We start from the raw sequence: 18,850 nt of genomic DNA, 5'->3' as shown, positions 1-18,850 counted from the left end.
TGGAGGATCAGTGGATCAGTGCCCGCGGAACCGAGCAGCGCCCTCGGCACAGCCCCGGCAGCGGGCGGACGTGGTAGAACCTGCGCGTCGAGCACGGTCCGAGCAGGCTCGCGGGCTTGGCTGCCAACGAGTACCTTCGCAGCTCAGAGGGGGTGTGGTTCCATCGCCGAACGTCTCGGTTTCGGGGAGGTGTTGCGCGGTCACCGGCGCACGGCACGTCTGACGTTGGAGCAGTTGGCGGAGGCGTCGGGGGTCAGCGCCCGGACGCTGTCGGACATGGAGCGTGGACGCAGCAGAGGCCCTCAGCATCGGACCGTCACCGCTCTGGCGGACGCGCTCGCGCTGGAAGAGGGTGCTCGCCGGCAACTGGTCGAGCTGGCGCGCGATGGCAGGCTGCGGGATCACTGGACGCGTCCAAGTGGTCTGTGTGAACTTCCCCGGACGGTCGGGGACTTCACCGGTCGTACCGCGGAACTGATCTGGATGAGCGAACTGGTGTATACCGAGAGTGCGCCGGGCATCGGTGTGGTGGGACTCATCACCGGCTCGGCAGGCCTGGGGAAGACCTCGTTCGCCGTCCGTGCCGCTCATTCCGTACGGCCGAGCTTTCCCGACGGCGTGCTGTTCATCGATCTGTTCGGCATGTCCCAGCGGCCTCTGGCCGCCGATGACGCGTTGCGGTCGCTGCTTCGTGCGCTCGGTGTCGCGGACCAGCACATCCCAGGTGACACCCAGGAGCGGGCATCCTTGTACCGGTCGCTGTTGCGCGACAAGCGGGTCCTGGTCGTCCTCGACAACGCCGCGTCGGAGGAGCAGGTGCGCCCGCTGCTGCCGGGAGGGGGCACCGGCCGGGCGCTGATCACCACCCGGCGGTTGCCGGCAGGTTTGGAGGGCGTCCGCAGGCTCGTCCTCGGCCCCCTGCCGTTGCCGGAGTCCACGGCGTCGACGCCCTCGAAGGGGCGGTCTCCGAACCGGCCTGGCAGACCAAGCCGTCGTGGTACCTCGTCGCCACCGACGATCGCACGATTCCGCCGCCTGCCCAGCGCGCCATGTCCGAGCGCGCCGCATCGACCGTCACCGAAACCCCCGGCAGCCACGCCGTCTACGTGTCCCGCCCGGCCGTCGTGGCCGCTGTCATCGCCCAGGCCGCCCAAGGACTCAACGGCCAGGTCTAGACGAGTAAGTCCGAAGTGTCAGCCCGGGGGCGTCTTGCACGCACGCTCCAGACGCCCCCGGGCCCGCCCTTCGGGCGAACGACGCCACTTCGGACTTACTCGTCCAGGGCCTGGAGCGAGACCACGACGCCGTCATCGCCGGTCTCACACTCCCGTACAGCAACGGACCCGACGAGGGCGTCAACACGAAGACCAAGCTGATCGCCCGGCGGATGTACGGCAGAGCAGGCTTCGCCCTCCTCCGCCGCCGAATGTGAGCCAGGGCCGTCAAGTTGGCAGTCCCCCCGCGTCGAGATCACTCACTCAGGCCGGCGGCCTTACGGGATCGTTCGTCCCAGACGGGCTCCACGGCGGCGAAGGTGGGGCCATGGCCTCGGCGGTAGACCATCAGGGTCCGCTCGAAGGTGATGACGATGACGCCGGTCTGGTTATAGCCGATCGTCCGAACGGTGATGATCCCTGTTTCGGGATGGCTCTTCGACTCCCGGGCCCCGAGGACCTCGGACTGCGAGTAGATGGTGTCGCCTTCGAACACAGGATTGGGCAGGCGTACGCGGTCCCAGCCGAGGTTGGCCATCACGTGCTGGGATACGTCGGTCACACTCTGTCCAGTGACCAGTGCCAGTGTGAAGGTGGAGTCCACGAGCGGCTTGCCCCAGTGTGTTCCCGCGGAGTAGTGCCGGTCGAAGTGCAACGGGGCCGTGTTCTGCGTGAGAAGGGACAGCCATGAGTTGTCGGTTTCGAGCACAGTGCGCCCCAGGGGGTGCCGGTAGATGTCGCCGACGGTGAAGTCCTCGAAGTACCGGCCGGTCCAGCCCGGCACAGGCTGCGGTGCGGATGTGTCCTCTGTGCGGCTCAGGGTGGTCATGCGCTCATTGTTCGGAGTCTTGAACACGTCTGTGAAATAGCAAATTTTCACCGACACTATGCGTATGACGCATGGGAGGTGGAGCGGACGTAGTCGAGGAAACGTCGGACCACGGGCGAGCGGATACCCGACATGGGAGTGATGACACCTACTGTCCGCACGGCTTCCGCCTCGTCCAGAGCGACCGCGACGACGGGCCCCCGCCGGTCCACCGGACAGCCCGTGGTGGGTGTGATGGCAACACCCAGGCCCGCCCCGACCAGTGAGCGCAGGGTGCTCAGTTCAGTACTTTCCAGAGTGACATGCGGGGTGAAGCCGGCAGCCGCACAGAGCCTGTCGGTGATCTGACGCAGACCGAAGACCGGCTGCAGAGCGACGAAGGACTCCTCGGCCAGGTCGGCCATCTTGACCCGCCGCCGCACGGCCAGGCGGTGGCCGGCCTGAACGAGGACGCACAAAGGCTCGTCCCGCAGCGGTATCCATACGAGGTCATCCCCGGCCGGCCGCGGACCGGTCAAACCCAGGTCCAGGCGCCCCTGCCGGACACCGTCCACCACCGAGTCAGCGGCGTCGCCCCGCAGCTCGAACGTAGTCCGCGGGGCGATGGAGCGGTATCCGGAGAGCAGTTCGGGCACCAGCCATGTCCCATAGGAGTGCAGGAACCCGAGCGCCACGGTGCCGGCGTCCGAGTCGACCAGTGCGGCGACGCGCTGCTCCGCTGTCTCGATCTCAGCGATGGCACGCAAGGCGTGAGCGCGGAAGACCTCGCCGTACTTGTTCAGCCGCAACCTGTTTTGCTGCCTGTCGAACAGTGGCACGCCAACGCGAGCCTCCAGCCTCCTGATCGCCCGGGACAGTGTCGGCTGGGAAATGTTCATCCGCTCCGAGGCCAGGGTGACGTGTTCGCACTCGGCCAGCGCCGTGAACCACTGCAGCTCCCTGATCTCCATGCACGGACTATACGCCAGACGCATGGACTGTGGAGAGAATCGTCATTTCACAGCAGGCGGCCATGGCTGGAAGGTGTCCTCACATCCATCAGGACTCCATGGGAGGGACCCCATGTCCGAGCCGTATTCCCCCGAGGACGACGCTCCGCCCGACCGCACGGCCGGCCTGTTGGCCGGGCTGGTCGTCGTATCACTTGAGCAGGCCGTTGCCGCCCCGTTCGCGACGCGGCAGCTCGCCGATCTGGGCGCGCGCGTCATCAAGATCGAACGACCGGGCAGTGGTGATCTGGCGCGAGGCTACGACCGTACCGTGCACGGCATGTCCAGCCATTTCGTCTGGCTCAACCGGGGCAAGGAGAGTGTGCAGATCGATGTCCGCTCGCCGGAGGGCAACCGGCGGTTGCGTGATCTGGTCGACCGAGCCGATGTCCTGGTCCAGAACCTGGCTCCCGGTGCCGCCGCCCGGCTGGGTATCGGGCACCCCGCCCTCGCTCTCAGCCATCCCCGTCTGATCACCTGCGACATCTCCGGCTACGGCAGCAGCGGCAGTTACCGGGACCGCAAAGCCTACGATCTCCTGGTCCAGAGCGAGGCCGGACTGCTGTCCATCACCGGCACCCCCGACACACCGTCGAAGGTCGGCCTGTCGATCGCCGACATCTGCGCCGGGATGTACGCCTACTCCGGCATCCTCACCGCCCTGCTGAAACGGGCCCGTACCGGCCGCGGGTCCCAGATCGAGGTCTCCATGCTGGAGGCGCTGGGCGAGTGGATGGGATATGCCGAGTACTACACCCGCTACGGGGGGACGGCGCCGGAACGAACAGGCGCCAGCCATGCCACGATCGCCCCCTACGGTCCGTTCCTCACACGGGACGGGCAGACCATCGTGCTGGGGCTGCAGAACGAGCGGGAGTGGGCCTCGTTCTGCGAGACCGTCCTGCGCCGTAACGATCTGCTCGGTGACAGCCGGTTCACCGGAAACGCCGACCGTGTGGCGCACCGGGCCGAACTGGACGAGCTGGTACGCGAGGTGACGGGAAGCCTGTCCGGCAAGGAGTTGGTGAACCGCCTGGAGGAGGCGCGGATCGCCTACGCACGCCGGCGCGGCATGCGGGAGTTCAGCGACCACCCCCAATTGCGCGAGCGCGGCCGCTGGGCTTCCTTCGACAGCCCTGTCGGACCACTGACGGGGCTGATTCCGCCGGTCACCTTCCACGGCGAAGCGGACGGCCCTTCGCGCCTGAGGCCCGTTCCGGGGCTGGGCGAGCACACCGAGGCTGTTCTCACCTGGCTGGCCGCCTCCCCGTCCGGCACGCGTGAGGAAGGTGCGCGATGCCCACAGAACTGATCGGCGTGCTGGTGCTCGCAGTTGTCTTCACACTGTCCAGCCTGCGGGGACTGAACATGGGCGTACTGGCCCTGGTGGCAGCCTTCTTGCTGGGCTGTGTCTGGCTGGGCCGCACTCCCCAGCAGGTGCTGGACGGGTTTCCCGCGGAGATGTTCGTCGTCCTTGTCGCGGTGACATTCCTGTTCGGGATAGCGCGGGTCAACGGGACCGTGGAGTGGATGGTGCGTGCTGCCATGCGGGGAGCAGGTGAGCGCCTGGCCATCATGCCCTGGGTCCTGTTCGGCTTGGCCGCGTTGCTGTGTGCGACGGGGGCGGCGTCTCCCGCGGCCGTCGCCATCGTCGCGCCCATCGGCATCACCTTCGCCGTGCGACAGGGCGTCAGCCCTCTCTTCGTCGGTCTGATGGTGGTCAATGGGGCTGCCGCGGGCAGTTTCGCGCCGACCGGCATCCTGGGCGGCATCATCAATTCCACTCTCGACAACAATGGTCTGCACGCGAGCAGTTGGCAGCTGTTCGCCGGCACGTTCGCCTTCAACGTCGCCGTCGGCGTGGTCACTCAGCTGGTCTTCGGGCGCCGGCGTGCCCGACAGCAGGCGGGCACCGGCACCAGCTCCGGCTCCGGCTCCGGCTCCGGCACCAGCTCCCGCTCCCGCTCCCGCTCCGGCACCGGCTCCGGCTCCGGCACCGGCTCCGGCTCCGGCTCCGAAGACCCGATAGCTTCCGCGGTCACGCTGGGAGCCGAGCAGGCGACAACCCTGGGTGCGATGCTCGTCCTGGTACTGGGGACCACCGTCTTCTCCCTGGACACCGGCTTTCTCGCTCTGTCGCTGACCGCCGCGCTGGCTCTGTTGTTCCGGCGCACGGCCCGCAAGGCGTACCAGGAGATCGCCTGGCCCGTGGTCCTGCTGGTCTGCGGGATCGTCACCTACATCGCGCTCCTGCAGAGCCTGGGCGTTGTCGACTCCTTGGGGCGGATGATCGCGGGGATCGGTGCGCCGCTGCTCGCCGCACTGATCATCTGTTACGTGGGCGGCGTTGTCTCTGCTTTCGCCTCTACCACCGGCATTCTGGGCGCTCTGATGCCACTGGCGGTTCCCTTCCTCGCCTCCGGCGCCATCGGGACAACCGGCATGGTGATCGCCCTGGCCACAGCGGCCACTGTGGTCGATGCCAGTCCCTTCTCCACCAACGGTGCCCTCGTTGTCGCCAACACCCCCGAGCACCAGCGGGACGGTGCCTACCGCGGACTGCTGCGCTGGGGAGCGGGCGTGTGCGTACTGGCTCCCATAGCCGCCTGGCTGATCTTCGTGGTCGTCTGACCCCGGCCCCGCCTGACAAAGGAAACCATCATGCGGTTCTCAGCGCGAACCATGCTGTTTGTCCCGGGCGACCGGCCCGAACGTTTCGCCAAAGCCGCGTCCAGCGGTGCGGACGCCGTCCTGCTCGATCTGGAAGACGCGGTCCCCGCGGGCAACAAGGTCCAGGCCCGCGAGGCGGCAGTCGGCTGGCTGGCACGAAGCCCCGGGCTGGTGCGCGTCAACGCTGTCGGCAGCCCCTGGCATGCTGACGATCTCGCCGCTCTTGCCGAGGCCGGAGCCCTGCGCGGTGTTGTCCTCCCCAAGAGCTCCACCGCACCGCAAGTGGCCGGCGTGATCGAGCGGCTTCCTCACGGGATACCCGTGCTGGCGCTGGTCGAGAACGCGATCGGCCTGCGCGAGGCCGCGGCGATCGCCGGTCTTCCGCGGGTGGGACGGATGCTGTTCGGCAGCATCGACTACGCGCTCGACACGGGCATCACACCGTCCGGGCCGGACGAGCCGGAACTGCTCTGGGCCCGCTCCGCTCTTGTGAACGCTTCACGGGCAGCCGGCCTTCCGGCCCCGCTGGACGGGGTCTTCACCCACCTGGATGACCCGGTAGGCCTGGAATCCTCATCGAGACGAAGCCGGGCCCTGGGATTCGGCGGCCGGCTGTGTGTCCATCCGCGTCAGATCGCCACGGTGCACCGTGCGTGGCAGCCCGGTGACGACGAGATCCGGTGGGCTCGACGTGTGGTGCGGGCAGGGGGTGACAGCAACGGTGCCGCGGTACGCGTGGACGGACAGATGGTCGATCTGCCGCTCCTGCGGCGAGCCCGGCGCGTACTGGCCCTGGCCGGTGCATGAGAAGCCGCCCCAGTGCGGCGCGGTGTGGGGCGGTGTGGGGCGGAACGCTCTCCCCTGTTCCACGACGGGTTGTCGGCCGGAGCCAGATACCCGGCCGTCCCTTTCAGGCCGTACGCCCGGGGGGCGGAGGGGCGGTGCTGGCGCGCACCACGAGGGCGGGTTCCACCGCCATCCGGCGGGGCCCGTCCGTCCTTCCCTCGATCTGGTCGAGCAGCAGGGTGACGCAGTGTCGTCCCACCACGTCGAAGTCCTGGCGCACGGTGGTCAGGGGCGGCTGGAAGAAGGCGGCCTCCGCCATGTCGTCGAACCCGGCCACGCTGATGTCGCCCGGTACGTCACGGCCTGCCTCGTGGAGCGCGCGCATCAGCCCGAGCGCCATCTGGTCGTTGCCCGCGAAGACCGCGGTCACCTCAGGGCGTCCGGCAAGCTCCCGTCCGGCCCTGTACCCGGATTCCGCGGTCCAGTCCCCGTACAACACATCGGGAACCGGGGCACCGGTGTCGGCGAGGGTGCTCTGCCAGGACTCGGCGCGCCGGCGCGCGGCGAACGAGTCGCGGGGGCCGGCCACATGCCAGACCGTGCGGTGGCCGAGGCCGAGCAGGTGGGCGACCACGCCATGGGCGCCGTGGGCCTGGTCGAAGTCGACGTTGGGGTAGCGGTGTCCGGTGTCGCCGTCGGCGACGACGACCGGCATGGTGGGTGGCAGATGCAGGGACGGGGTGTCGAGCATCTGCGACTCGACCAGCACGATGCCGTCGACGGACTGCAGCATCAGATGCTGGAACGCCTGCCGTACGGCGGCTTCGGTCTGCGCCCGTATGCCCATGAAGTTCACGGAGAAGTCGGCCTCGCGCGCGGCGTCGGCGATCGCGGCGAGGGTCCTGGCGTTGCCGTGGGCGCCGACGTCGAAGCTGACGACACCCAGGGCGCCGAACCTGCCGGTCACCAGCGCGCGGGCCGCCGTGTTGGGGCGGTAGCCCAGCGTCTGCATCGCGGACAGCACCTTCTCGCGCGTGGCCGCGTCGACGTTCTCGCGGTTGTTCGCGACCCGGGAGACGGTCTGCGAGGAGACGTCGGCCATCGCCGCGACATCCGCCATGGAGGGCCACTGGCGGGGCGGCCGCGACCGCGGCGATCTCGTCCTCTTCTCTGTCGCCATACGCGGGCCTTTCGCCGGGGACTCCGGATTCCTTGACGCGGGATACAACAACAGCCCTTGTACCAGCATGTTGGCGCAAACATAGCGGTCGGTCAATCCGGCGAGCGTTCCTGCCCAAGTCCTTGACAGGCCTGGGCGCCGCTCCCAAACTCTCCCCCGAACCGCTCGTGTTAACGCGAACATGGAAGGGCGATCCATCCGAGGTAACACGGCGGTTGCACACCCCCGGCAGTCCGGGGGGCTCTGCCCCCGGGCTTCTCTTCGCTGCGCGCACTCCACCACGGCCGTGTGCGCCGACCCCGTCATCGGCTGGTTCTTCCCGCGCCGACGCGCGGTCCTGCCCTGTCCACCGAACAGCAAGAGGTACGCGATCATGCGACGCAAGCTCCCCGGAGCGGCGATGGCTATCGCCGTTCTGTCCGCCCTCCTTCTGTCTCTCCTCAGCGCCATGGGAACCTCCCAGGCGGCCCCGCTGCCCGTCAGCAACGCCACGCAGTTCACCGATCCGAACGGCGACCCCGTGCATGCCCACGGCGGCGGGGTCGTCAAGGTCGGCCAGTACTACTACTGGTTCGGTGAGAACCGGAACGCCGACAACTCCTTCCGGTACGTCTCCGCCTATCGCTCCACCGACCTCAAAACGTGGGAGTTCCGCAATCACGTCCTCACCCAGGCCACCGACCCGGAGCTCCAGTCCGCCAACATCGAGCGGCCCAAGGTCGTGTACAACAGCGCGACCGGCACGTTCGTGATGTGGATGCACAAGGAGAACGCCACCGACTACTCCGAGGCGCGCGCCGCGGTCGCGGTCTCCTCGACCGTGGACGGTGACTACACCTGGCGGGGCAGCTTCCGTCCGCAGGGCCATATGTCCCGTGACATCACCACCTTCGTCGACACCGACGGCACCGGGTACATGATCTCGGCCGCCAACGAGAACGCCGATCTGCACGTCTACCGGCTGACGTCCGACTACACCGCGGTGGAGTCGCAGGTCCAGAAGCTCTGGGCGGGCCAGTGGCGCGAGGCGCCGGCCATGTTCAAGCGCAACGGCGTGTACTTCCTGCTGACCTCCGGTGCGACCGGCTGGTCGCCGAACCAGCAGAAGTACGGCACGGCGACCAGTGTCACGGGCACCTGGAGCGGTCTGCGGGACATCGGCGACTCCACGACCTACGGTTCCCAGACCACGTACGTCCTGCCTGTCCAGGGCACCGAGGGCACTTCGTACATGTACATGGGCGACCGCTGGGGCAATTCCATGGGCGGCATGGTCAACGACTCCCAGTACGTCTGGCTGCCGCTGAAGTTCCCCACCGAGACCACGATGAACATGGACTACTTCCCGCAGATCGGCATCGACACCGCGGCGGGCACGGTGAAAGGCCTCGGCACCTGGGAGACGCTGACGGCCGTGCACAGTGGCAAGTGCGCCGACACCGCAGACCGGTCCACGGCGGACGGGGCCGCCCTGATCCAGTGGCCCTGCGGCACGAACGCCGTCAACCAGCAGTTCTGGCTCAAGAGCCGCGGCGCCGACACGGTGGAGATCGTGCCGCGCCACAGCGGCAAGTGCCTCGGCGTCCGCGATGCCTCCACGAACGACGGCGCCGCGGTTGTCCAGGACACCTGTGACGGCGGCACCGACCAGCAGTGGACCGTGCTGAAGACCGGCGCGACCGTACAACTCGCCGCCCGGCACAGCGGCAAGTGTCTCGATGTCACCAACCAGTCCACCGCCGACGGCACACCGCTCGTTCAGTGGACCTGTAACACCGGCGACAACCAGAAGTGGCGACGGTCGGCCGCCTGACCGGCGCAGGGTTCCCCTGCCCAGAGCCCCGCGTCACCCCGCGTGCCCCGCGCCTCCGGGCGCGGGGTGCGCCCCGGCGGCACCTCGGAGCGGGTCCGGCCGCCCCACGACACCCCCCCCCACTGACCAGGGAGTAGTACGTGTTCCCCAGCCGCAAGCGATCAGCGTCCCGTCCCCGCCCTCGCCCAGGTCTCCGACGTACCGGAGCGACTCTCGCCGCCACCGGCACCGCGGTCACCCTCGCCGCCACCGGCCTCACCGGACCGCCCGCGGCGGCCGCGAGTGCGGCCGTGACCGTCCGTCTCGATCCCAGCTACCAGCAGCCGCCGTTCCAGGGATGGGGCACCGCCCTCACCTGGTTCGCGAATGTCACCGGCGGATGGCCCGACGCCCAGCGCAACCGGCTGGCCGATGACCTCTACGGGGAGAACGGGCTCGGGTTCACCATCGCCCGCTACAACATCGGCGGCGGCGACAGCCCCGAGACCGCCCCCTATCTGCGTGCCGGAGCGGCGGTCCCCGGCTACTGGAACCGGCCGGGTCCCGAGGCACCCGGCTGGTGGGACCCCGCTGACCCGGACCACTGGAACCCGAACGCCGACGCCAACCAGCGCTGGTGGCTCACCGCGGCCAAGGCGCGCGGCGCCAAGACCTTCGAGGCGTTCTCCAACTCCGCCCCGTACTTCATGACCAACAGCGGGCGCGTCTCCGGTGCGGTGAACGGCTGGCAGGACAATCTCCGCTCCGACCAGTACGAGATGTTCGCCGCCTATCTCTCCGGCGCCCTCCAGCGCGCGCAGGACGCCACCGGCGTCACGTTCGGCTCCATCTCCCCGGTCAACGAGCCCAACACCGACTACTGGCGCGCCGGCGGCCGCCAGGAGGGTTCGCACTGGGACCCCGCCTCGCAGGCACGCATGATCTCCACACTGCGCGCCGCCCTGGACGCGAAGGGCATGACCACCCCGATCGCGGCCATGGACGAGACGAACCCCGCCCTGTTCCGGACCAACTGGGAGTCGTACGCGCCGGCCGTCCGCGACGCCGTCGGCCGGCTCAACACGCACACCTACGGAACGAACGGCCGGACCGGCGTGCGTGACATCGCCAAGGCCGCGGCCGCCCCGCTGTGGATGTCCGAGGTGGACGTCGGTGGCAGCGTCCCTCAGAGCTTCACCGACATGAGCCCCGCACTCGACCTGGTCGATCGCATCAACGACGACATCAGGGAGCTGGAACCCCGGGCCTGGGTGCTGTGGCAGGCCATCGAGGACTACGAGAACATGACCCCGGCCCACGAGAACTCCAACTGGGGCCTGATCCAAGCGGACTTCACCCCGGCGGACGCCGCCACCGAGCCGCTGCGCAAGAACAAGAAGTACTGGGCGATGGCCAACTACAGCCGCTTCGTGCGTCCGGGCGCGCGCGTCATCAACACCGACGGCACCGACACCTTGGCCGCGCTGCGCCCGGGCGGACAAGGCGCCGTCGTCGTCCACACCAACCCCACCGGCGTGGATCAGGAACTCACCCTGAACCTCGACGGGTTCCGGAGCGTCGGCGGCGCCCCCGTCGAGCGCTACACCACCGACGCCACCAAGAACCTCCAGCGCGAGAGCGACGTCACGACGGACGGCAAGATCCTGAAGGTCACCGTCGGCGCCGGTTCCGTCACGACCTTCGTACTGCCGATAGTCGCCGGCGTGAACACCGAGGCCGGCACGGCTCCCACCGGCGTACCCCGCCAACTGGTCAACGACAAAAGCGGGTTGGCGCTCGCCGTCGCCACGGTGAACGGGAAGAGCACACCGGTGCAGCGCACTCCCGACCCCTCCGACCCCGCCCAGCAGTGGACCTTCACCAAGCTGTCCCCGTCCGACTGGAGCAGCACCGCCGCCTACCGCGTCACCAACGTCAAGACGGGCGAGGCCCTCGCGACGTCGGAAGAAGTGCTCACGTTCGCCAAACCCGGATCATCCTCCACGGCCCGGCAGAAATGGATGCGCTCGACCACCGGCGACGGTCACGCCACACTGATCAACAGCGCCACCGGCAAGCTCCTCGACGTCACGTGGGCCGCCACGGGCGACGGAGCCCCCGTCGGCGTCTACCAGCCCACGACGGGCGGCAATCAGTCCTGGACCTTCACCGGCGACGGCGGCACCGACCGGCAGATCGGGCTGGGCTGATCTGAACGGCCGGGCACCGACCCCGAAGTCGGTGCCCGCCCGTTGCGGTGTGCCGTGCCAGGACTCCGGTCCTACTCTTCGGTCGGGCCGAGGTCGTGCGTCGTCCGGAAGTCGACCGTACGTGCGCGGTGGGCGGAGTGCAGTTCGAGCACGACGATCTCATTAGTTCCCGCGCGCAGTACGGGGCCGGGAACGTACAGGGACCGCTGGGGTCCACGTGACCAGTAGCGGCCCAGCGAGAAACCGTTGATCCACGCGTTGCCCTTCGTCCAGCCGTCGAGGTGGAGGAAGGTGTCCGCCACCTCGGCCAGTTCGAAGGTACCGCGGTGGAAGGCCGGACCGGTCGGTGTGGTTGCGGTGGGCGCGAACGGAATCGCTTCCAGGGAGGTCAGCGGCAGTGGCCGGCTGGTCCAGCCGGCGAGCTCCGTGCCGTCCAGCAGCACCTTGCCGGGCAGCCCCTTCCTGTCGTGGATGCCGGGCCCGTAGTTGACGCGGCCCTGGTTCTCCACGAGCAGACTCAGGACGCTGCCGGAGCGCGGCACGGTGAAGGCGAGGGCGTGCTCGTGGTTCTCCCGCTCCAGGACCCCGACGGGCTGCCCGTCGAGGAAGACCTGAGCGCGGTCGCAGACCTGCTCCAGTTCGAGGAGCACGGGCCCCGGGGCCCCCAGGACGGTCTCGTACAGGACGAATCCGAAGTCCTGCCCGAGCTGTTCCATCGTCAGCGGGTGGGAGGACTCGACGGCGTCCGTGAGGGCCGGAGCGCAGTCCAGCAGGGCGGCGCTGGTGGTCAACGGGACCGAGGGGAGGGCGAGTTTGGCCGCGCGCGCCGGCACAGGACTGGCAGGGACCGGCGCGTACTTGGCGATGACCTCGCGGAAGGCGGTGAACTTCTCGGTGGGGTCGCCGGCTTCGTCGAGGGGCGCGTCGTAGTCGTAGGAGGTGACGGTGGGCCGGTAGGTGCGCTTGTCGTTGGCACCGTTGGTGAAACCGAAGTTCGTGCCGCCGTGGAACATATAGAAGTTGACCGAGGCCCCGGTCGCCAGCAGTTCGTCCAGCTCCCGCGCCGCCTGGTCGGGGTCGCGGAGCACGTGGTGGCCGCCCCAGCGGTCGAACCAGCCGATCCAGAACTCGGCCGACAGCAGGGGGCCGTTCGGCTGGTGTGCGCGCAGGGCGGCGAGGTTCTGGGTGGAGCGGGTGCCGAAGTTGGCCGTCGCGAGGACCCCCGGCAGCGCGCCGCGCTCCAGGTCGGCGGGCTGGTCGCAGGTGAACAGGGGTACGTCGACACCGCACCGGTGGAGTGAGTCGGCGAGGTGTTCCAGATAGGCGGTGTCGTCTCCGCAGGCCCCGTACTCGTTCTCCACCTGCATGGCGAGTACCGGCCCACCGCGCGTGGCGAGGTAGGGCAGGAGCGGGGGGAGAAGCCGGGTGAAGTAGTCATCGACCGCGGCGAGGAAGAGGGGGTCGCGGGTGCGCAGGCGGATTCCGCGTTGAGCCAGCAGCCAGGAGGGCAGGCCGCCGCCCTCCCATTCGGCGCAGATGTAGGGCCCGGGACGGAGCAGAACATGGAGGCCCTCGGCAGCCGCGAGGTCGAGGAAGGCAGGCAGATCGAGTGCGTCGTTCATGCGGAACAGGTCCGGCCGCGGCTGGTGGAGGTTCCACGGGACGTACGTCTCGACGGTGTTGAGGCCCATGAGGCGGGCCTTGTGGAGCCGGTCGGCCCACTGCGCGGGATGGACCCGGAAGTAGTGCAGTCCGCCGGACAGGAGCCGGAAGGGTTCGCTGTCCAGGCGGAATCCGCCGCCGTCGATCTGGAGAACGGGCATGTGCTGCTGCTCCTGTGCTGGAGGGGGATGCACGGTGGAGGCGTGGCGAACCGGCGGGGAGCCGTACCTCATGAGTATGTTTACGTAAACACGCTGGTGATGGCAAGTCCCTGATCCATAGCCGCCATGCGGCGGACCCGAGACATCCAGCCGAGCCCACCCCCGGCCCCGAAACATCACGAGGACGTTTCGACGGGGCCACCCCCTTGACGTCCAGCCGTAACGGCGGTGTCATATGTCGCATCGCGTTCGAACATGTTGCCTTTTGACGTTTTACTGCTCGCTCGGCGCCTATCCCGGTCGACTTCACGCGACCCCCTGGCTGCAATGTCACGTTTTCCAACATCACCGCCCTCGTAGCAGTCGGATGACCGGTCCATTACTCAGCGCTCCTCCGCACCTCCGCACCTCCACGCATACGCCGGCCTGTACCCGCACGCGCCCGGCACGCCCCGGCACCGCCGACCGGTGTCCGTACCAAGGAGAGTCCGTCCATGCCCCGTTCCCACCGCACTCGCGCCGCCGCGGCCGTCGGCCTGCTGTGCGGTCTGGCCCTGACGACCGCCTGTTCCTCCGGCAAGGAGTCCACAGGCAAGGGCGAGGCCGGCCCGGTGACAGGCAAGATCTCCGTCACCTATCTGCAGAAGCAGGGAGACCAGGAGTACTTCATCGGCGAGGCCGCCGGAGCCAAGGCGAAGGCCGATGAACTCGGCATCGACCTCAAGGTCGTCAACCTCGGCAACGACGCCAACAAGACCGTCAGCGAAGTACAGGCCGCCATCGCCCAGAAGGTCAACGGCGTGATCATCGTCGTGCCCGACCCGGCGGTGGGCCCCCAGGTCGTCCAGACCTCGAAGGACGGCAAGGTCGCCCTGCTCACCTCCGACGACCAGATCTGCGCCACCGGCGCCGACCCGGCGGCCTGCGGCAAGGCCGACCTCGTCCCCCGTATCGGCTTCAGCGGTACCCAGATGGGAGGCGAGGTCGGCAAGCGAGCCGCCGCCGAGTACAAGAAGGCGAACTGGAAGGCCGCCGACACCCGGGTCATCTCCGCCTGGAAGCAGGACGTCACCGTCTGCGGCGACCGGGTCAAGGCCGCGAAGCGGGCATTCGGTGCGGCCGTCCCCGGGGTGAAGACGATCGACGTGCCCACGGACAACACCCCCACAGGAGCCCAGGACAAGATCGCCGCGACCATCACGGCCAACTCCGGTGTCAAGAACTGGGTGGTGTGGGGCTGCAACGACGAGAACGTCGCGGGTGGCGTCACCGCCCTGCAGAACGCCGGCATCAGCCCCGACCGTGTCATCGGTGTCGGCCTCGGTGCGTACCTGGCGTGCAAGGAATGGGGCTCCGGCAAGCCCAGCGGCATGAAGGCCGCGCTGTTCATCAACGGCAAGGACGTCGGCGCGCTCGCCGTACAGACCATGTACGACAAGCTCAAGAACGGCAAGGAGTTCCCCGCCGAGGGTTTCGCACCCACCACCATGGTCGACCCGTCCAACTGGAAGTCCTCCGGTCTCACCTGCGGCTGACCCCCCGCCAGTTCGCGACCGAGACCGGTTCCGGCCCTGGCCCGCCCTACACCCCTGGCGGGCCGGGGCAACCCGTCGGGCTCCGGCGCTCTCCGGCCCGCCCGCCCCCGTACAACGCCTTCGAGGTGACCCATGAGCTCCACGCGCAGTCCGGCCCCCGATCCTTCTTCCTCGCCCGAGGGGCGTGAGGATCTACCCCCTTCCGTCGGCGTTCAGGGGATCGTCAAGCGCTTCGGCGCGGTCCAGGCGCTCGGCGGTATCACCTTGGACTTTCCCCGTGGCCAGGTCACCGCGCTGATGGGAGAGAACGGCGCCGGCAAGTCCACCCTGTTGAAGATCCTCACCGGCGATCACCGCCCGACCGAGGGCCATGTCCTCATCGACGGTCTGCGGGTCGATCTCGACTCGCCCGCCCGGGCACGCGCCGCCGGAATCCGCATCATCCCGCAGGAACCGGAGATCATCCCGCACGTCTCCGTCGCCGAGAACGTCTACGCCGGGGCGCTGCCCCGCAGACGAGGCAGGCTCTTCGACCGCGGTGAACTGTTCCGGCGTGTCGAGGCCGACCTCGACCGGCTCGGTTTCGCCGATGTCCTCGACCCGCGCCTCCTCGGCTCCCGGCTGACCCCGGCTCAGCGGCAACTCGTCGAGATCATGCGGGCGTTGACCGGTGAGAGTGCGGCGAAGGTCATCGCCTTCGACGAGCCCACCTCCTCGCTCTCCGAGCACGAGGTCGACGCTCTCTTCGGCCTCATACGGCGATTGCGCGCCGAGGGTATCGCCGTCGTCTACGTCTCCCACCGCATGCAGGAGATATTCCAGCTCGCCGACCGCATCGCCGTTCTGCGGGACGGCACGCTGGTGGGGGTCGAGGAGGTCGGCCGCACCGACGAGGCCGGCCTCGTCCGGCTCATGGTCGGCCGCGACCTCTCCACCATGTTCGTACGACAACGCGTCGCCACCGAACGGCTCGTCCTCGACGTCAAGAACGTCACCACCGACGACGTACACGACATCACCCTGCACGTGCGCTCCGGCGAGGTGGTCGGTCTGGCCGGACTCATCGGAGCGGGCCGCTCGGAGCTCGCTCTCGCCCTGGCCGGCGATCTCCCCGTGCGCAGCGGATCCATCACGCTCGACGGCAGACCACTGCGCCTCGGCAGCCCGCGCGAGGCGATCGGGGCGGGACTGGGCCTCGCACCCGAGGAGCGCAAGGCCCAGGCGCTGTTCCTGCACCGCTCGATCCGGGACAACACCTCGCTCGTGGTCCTCGACCGGCTCCGCCGCTTCCGCTTCGTACGGCGCAAGGCCGAACGCGAACTGGCACAGCACTACGCCGACCGGCTCAGGGTCCGCGCCCCCTCCATCGAACACGAGGTCCGCAAACTCTCCGGCGGTAATCAGCAGAAGGTCGTGCTCGCCCGCTGGCTGGCGCGCAAGCCCAAGGTGCTGATCCTCGACGAGCCGACCCGCGGTATCGACGTCGGTGCCAAGGCCGAGATCTACCAGATCATCGCCGACCTGGCCGCGGACGGTGTGGCCGTGCTCGTGATCTCCTCCGAACTGCCTGAGCTCCTCGGGCTGTCGGACCGCGTCATCGTGATGCAGGGAGGCCGGATCACCGGCGAGCTCGACCGCGGCGAAGCCACCGAAGAAGCCCTCCTCGCCCTGGCCATGGCCGACGACATCTCCCCCGCACCTGGAGCCTCCTCATGACCGTCACCACCACCCCGGACCCGGCCGTGAAAGGCCCGGCACACGACAGCCGGAGCCAGGGCCGGGCCAGGCTTCTGGCCTCCATCGGCGGGCAGAATCTCAGCCTGATCGGTGCCCTCGTTGTCGTCCTCGCCCTCTTCGGTGCCCTCAACGACAACTACCTCAGCCTGACGAACATGCAGGTCATCGCCGAGGCCGCCACCATTACCGGCCTGCTCGCCATCGTGCAGACGGTCGTCATCATCTGCGGCGGGCTCGATATCTCCGTCGGCTCCCAGGTCGGTGTGGCCTCGGTCATCAGTGCCATGGTCTTCACCAGTACGGGTTCCAATGCCTTCCTCGGCATGGCCGCGGCCGTCGGCGTCGGACTCCTCGTCGGCATCCTCAACGGACTGATCATCGTCTACGGACGGGTCAACCCCACGATCGCCACCCTCGCCGGCCTCGCCGCGTACAAGGGCCTGGCCCAACTGATCTCCAACGGCCGTGCGCAGGGCTACGTCCTGAACAACGACGTCTTCATCTTCCTCGGCCGCGGCAAGATCGCCGGGCTGCCCGTGATGGTCTGGATCCTGGCCGTCGTCGCCGGCGCGGTGCACCTCCTGCTCAAGTACACCGACATCGGCCGGAACATCTACGCCATCGGCGGCAACGACACCGCCGCCCGCCTCGCCGGCATCAACATCAACAAGTACCTCGTCTTCGTATACGCCCTGATCGGCATCGTCGCCGCCGTGGCCGGCATCCTGCTGACCGCCCGTACCGGCTCCGGCCAGCCCACCTCCGGCAGCGAAGGACTCGAACTGAAAGCCATCACCGCCGCGGCCCTCGGCGGCTGCGCCCTCAAGGGCGGCAAGGGCGGCATCGGCGGCACACTGCTGGCCGTCGCCCTGCTCGGCTGCCTGGAGAACGGACTCACCGTCGAAGGCATCAACTCCTTCTGGCAGAACGTCGCCCAGGGCACACTCCTCGTCGTCGCCGTCGTCGTCATCCAGCAGCGCCGCAACGGCGAACGAGCCGTCGGACTGCCCACCTAGGCCGTGTCTTCAAAGTCCCGCCCCGACGAGCAGGAATCCCTGTCATGACGGACCTGAACCAAGCCCTCACGGGCGCCCCCGTGATCGCCATCCTGCGCTCCGACACGGCCGTACGTTTCGCCGAAGTGGCGGACACCCTCCATCGATCCGGCATCCTCGCTGTGGAGTTCACACTCACCACTCCAGGAGTGCTGGGGGCGCTGCGCGAGTACGCGGGCACGAAACCGGCCGGGCTCGCGCTGGGCGCGGGTACGGTCACCACTCCCGCCGACGCGCGATGCGCGGTGGAGGCCGGCGCCCGCTACCTCATCACCCCGGCCGTCTGCCCCGACGTCATCGCCGAGGCCGGCCGGCTCGGAGTCCCCGTGCTCCCGGGCGCGTTCACACCGAGCGAGATACTGGTGGCATGGCGGGCGGGGGCGGCGATGGTCAAGCTCTTCCCCGCCTCGGTGGGCGGACCCTCGTACCTGCGGTCCGTGCGCGCACCGCTGCCCGACATCCCCCTGGTCCCGACCGGTGGCATCGCCCTCGATCAGTGCCTGTTTCTGAACCCCGTAACAGCAGGTCGAGGGCCGTCAGTCCGGAGTGAGAGCTTTGTGTAAGCGTTCGGGGAACGGTCACCGTGACCGTTCCCCGAACGAGAACCGTTGCAGCTGGTGTGGGCGAGCGAAAGACGCTACGAACGCCGTGGAGCTGACGGTCATCAGTGCCACCGGGAGGCACCCAGGCGGCCGCGAGCTTGATCGATCTCAAGGTGACCGTGGTCCCGTTCGAGTAGACGGGCGGCGGGCAGCAGAACACCCCCGAACCCTACGAAGGGGGCCGGGGTGTCGCTGTGCTGGCGCTATTCCGTCGTCATCTCACCCCGCAGGGCCTTTACGGACCTGCTCGCCTCCCAGCCCTACCTTCCGGCTGACCGTGTCCTGGTCCACCCTGCGGGCGTACGCGGCCCGCATGGCGGCGTTCCGACGGGCTACGTGCGCTGGCTCAGGCCTGCCGACAGGGTTGGGCCGTAGAACGTGTCGCATAGTCAGATCAGAAACGCGGCACCTCGTGGGGGCGATCGTGT

General features: G+C 68.7%; 14 protein-coding genes and 2 pseudogenes. 12 read left to right on the top strand and 4 right to left on the bottom strand.

All coding sequences use genetic code 11. From position 1 onward, the window contains the following. Positions 1-18: 18 nt before the first annotated feature. The 3 genes and pseudogenes from ACFRMN_RS13225 to ACFRMN_RS13215 form a co-directional block, all read left to right on the top strand. Positions 19-354, top strand: a pseudogene (locus ACFRMN_RS13225) (helix-turn-helix domain-containing protein); the annotation flags it as partial. A 389-nt stretch (positions 355-743) separates the two neighbouring features. Then, the gene (locus ACFRMN_RS13220) at positions 744-1,175 is read left to right on the top strand and encodes an alpha/beta fold hydrolase (protein ID WP_383017861.1); all 432 of its coding nucleotides are present in this window, start codon (positions 744-746) and stop codon (positions 1,173-1,175) included. A gap of 107 nt (positions 1,176-1,282) precedes the next feature. Further along, a pseudogene (locus tag ACFRMN_RS13215) lies at positions 1,283-1,432 on the top strand (transposase); the annotation flags it as partial. 38 nt (positions 1,433-1,470) lie between these two features. On the opposite strand, the gene ACFRMN_RS13210 reads toward ACFRMN_RS13215, so the two are convergent. Beyond that, entirely contained in the window at positions 1,471-2,043 is a 573-nt protein-coding gene (locus ACFRMN_RS13210; protein ID WP_383017811.1) for a MaoC family dehydratase, read from the bottom strand. A gap of 56 nt (positions 2,044-2,099) precedes the next feature. After that, positions 2,100-2,993: a LysR family transcriptional regulator gene (locus ACFRMN_RS13205; protein ID WP_383017808.1), complete on the bottom strand. Its 894-nt coding sequence runs from the start codon at positions 2,991-2,993 to the stop codon at positions 2,100-2,102. Between the two features lie 112 nt (positions 2,994-3,105). On the opposite strand from ACFRMN_RS13205, the gene ACFRMN_RS13200 reads away from it, so the two are divergent. From ACFRMN_RS13200 to ACFRMN_RS13190, 3 genes are read left to right on the top strand one after another with little or no spacing between them, the layout of a single operon-like run. Beyond that, positions 3,106-4,344 (top strand): CaiB/BaiF CoA transferase family protein, encoded by a 1,239-nt coding sequence (locus tag ACFRMN_RS13200; protein WP_383017805.1) that lies wholly within the window; start codon positions 3,106-3,108, stop codon positions 4,342-4,344. Then, positions 4,329-5,663, top strand: coding sequence for an SLC13 family permease (locus ACFRMN_RS13195; RefSeq protein ID WP_383017802.1), 1,335 nt, complete (start codon positions 4,329-4,331; stop codon positions 5,661-5,663). The genes ACFRMN_RS13200 and ACFRMN_RS13195 overlap by 16 nt, the downstream gene beginning before the upstream one ends. A 30-nt stretch (positions 5,664-5,693) precedes the next feature. Next, positions 5,694-6,509, top strand: coding sequence for an HpcH/HpaI aldolase/citrate lyase family protein (locus tag ACFRMN_RS13190; RefSeq protein ID WP_383017798.1), 816 nt, complete (start codon positions 5,694-5,696; stop codon positions 6,507-6,509). A 103-nt stretch (positions 6,510-6,612) separates the two neighbouring features. Here ACFRMN_RS13190 and ACFRMN_RS13185 read toward each other — a convergent pair whose 3' ends face one another. Beyond that, entirely contained in the window at positions 6,613-7,608 is a 996-nt protein-coding gene (locus tag ACFRMN_RS13185; protein ID WP_383017795.1) for a LacI family DNA-binding transcriptional regulator, read from the bottom strand. 433 nt (positions 7,609-8,041) lie between these two features. On the opposite strand from ACFRMN_RS13185, the gene ACFRMN_RS13180 reads away from it, so the two are divergent. Together ACFRMN_RS13180 and ACFRMN_RS13175 are read left to right on the top strand one after the other, a co-directional pair. Further along, positions 8,042-9,481, top strand: a complete 1,440-nt coding sequence (locus ACFRMN_RS13180) for an RICIN domain-containing protein (RefSeq protein ID WP_383017792.1) — start codon at positions 8,042-8,044, stop codon at positions 9,479-9,481. Positions 9,482-9,621: 140 nt separating this feature from the next. Then, positions 9,622-11,670, top strand: a complete 2,049-nt coding sequence (locus ACFRMN_RS13175) for a glycoside hydrolase (protein WP_383017788.1) — start codon at positions 9,622-9,624, stop codon at positions 11,668-11,670. Positions 11,671-11,741: 71 nt separating this feature from the next. Here ACFRMN_RS13175 and ACFRMN_RS13170 read toward each other — a convergent pair whose 3' ends face one another. Then, on the bottom strand, positions 11,742-13,493 hold the full coding sequence (locus ACFRMN_RS13170) for a beta-galactosidase (RefSeq protein ID WP_383017785.1): 1,752 nt from the start codon (positions 13,491-13,493) through the stop codon (positions 11,742-11,744). Positions 13,494-13,987: 494 nt separating this feature from the next. Here ACFRMN_RS13170 and ACFRMN_RS13165 point away from each other — a divergent pair, with 494 nt between their 5' ends. From ACFRMN_RS13165 to ACFRMN_RS13150, 4 genes are all read left to right on the top strand, one after another. Beyond that, positions 13,988-15,028, top strand: coding sequence for a substrate-binding domain-containing protein (locus tag ACFRMN_RS13165; protein WP_383017782.1), 1,041 nt, complete (start codon positions 13,988-13,990; stop codon positions 15,026-15,028). A gap of 132 nt (positions 15,029-15,160) precedes the next feature. Next, positions 15,161-16,744, top strand: a complete 1,584-nt coding sequence (locus ACFRMN_RS13160) for a sugar ABC transporter ATP-binding protein (protein WP_383017779.1) — start codon at positions 15,161-15,163, stop codon at positions 16,742-16,744. Then, positions 16,741-17,781, top strand: coding sequence for an ABC transporter permease (locus ACFRMN_RS13155; RefSeq protein WP_383017777.1), 1,041 nt, complete (start codon positions 16,741-16,743; stop codon positions 17,779-17,781). Before ACFRMN_RS13160 ends, ACFRMN_RS13155 begins: the two co-directional genes overlap by 4 nt. Before the next feature lie 44 nt (positions 17,782-17,825). Then, positions 17,826-18,383, top strand: coding sequence for a bifunctional 4-hydroxy-2-oxoglutarate aldolase/2-dehydro-3-deoxy-phosphogluconate aldolase (locus ACFRMN_RS13150; RefSeq protein ID WP_383017774.1), 558 nt, complete (start codon positions 17,826-17,828; stop codon positions 18,381-18,383). Positions 18,384-18,850: the final 467 nt, after the last annotated feature.

This window comes from Streptomyces sp. NPDC056835 (genome assembly GCF_042789485.1).
Classification (GTDB): Bacteria; Actinomycetota; Actinomycetes; order Streptomycetales; family Streptomycetaceae; genus Streptomyces.
Note: the sequence above shows the minus strand (reverse complement) of the source record. Positions and strands in the feature narration are given on the sequence as shown.

Bases quoted from the DNA above. Each gene is read 5' to 3' on its own strand.
- ACFRMN_RS13150 (WP_383017774.1), top strand. From the start codon at position 17,826: ATGACGGACCTGAACCAAGCCCTCACGGGCGCCCCCGTGATCGCCATC.
- ACFRMN_RS13185 (WP_383017795.1), bottom strand. From the start codon at position 7,608: ATGGCGGATGTCGCGGCGATGGCCGACGTCTCCTCGCAGACCGTCTCC.
- ACFRMN_RS13180 (WP_383017792.1), top strand. From the start codon at position 8,042: ATGCGACGCAAGCTCCCCGGAGCGGCGATGGCTATCGCCGTTCTGTCC.
- ACFRMN_RS13195 (WP_383017802.1), top strand. From the start codon at position 4,329: ATGCCCACAGAACTGATCGGCGTGCTGGTGCTCGCAGTTGTCTTCACA.
- ACFRMN_RS13205 (WP_383017808.1), bottom strand. From the start codon at position 2,993: ATGGAGATCAGGGAGCTGCAGTGGTTCACGGCGCTGGCCGAGTGCGAA.
- ACFRMN_RS13210 (WP_383017811.1), bottom strand. From the start codon at position 2,043: ATGACCACCCTGAGCCGCACAGAGGACACATCCGCACCGCAGCCTGTG.
- ACFRMN_RS13200 (WP_383017805.1), top strand. From the start codon at position 3,106: ATGTCCGAGCCGTATTCCCCCGAGGACGACGCTCCGCCCGACCGCACG.
- ACFRMN_RS13160 (WP_383017779.1), top strand. From the start codon at position 15,161: ATGAGCTCCACGCGCAGTCCGGCCCCCGATCCTTCTTCCTCGCCCGAG.
- ACFRMN_RS13170 (WP_383017785.1), bottom strand. From the start codon at position 13,493: ATGCCCGTTCTCCAGATCGACGGCGGCGGATTCCGCCTGGACAGCGAA.
- ACFRMN_RS13155 (WP_383017777.1), top strand. From the start codon at position 16,741: ATGACCGTCACCACCACCCCGGACCCGGCCGTGAAAGGCCCGGCACAC.
- ACFRMN_RS13165 (WP_383017782.1), top strand. From the start codon at position 13,988: ATGCCCCGTTCCCACCGCACTCGCGCCGCCGCGGCCGTCGGCCTGCTG.
- ACFRMN_RS13190 (WP_383017798.1), top strand. From the start codon at position 5,694: ATGCGGTTCTCAGCGCGAACCATGCTGTTTGTCCCGGGCGACCGGCCC.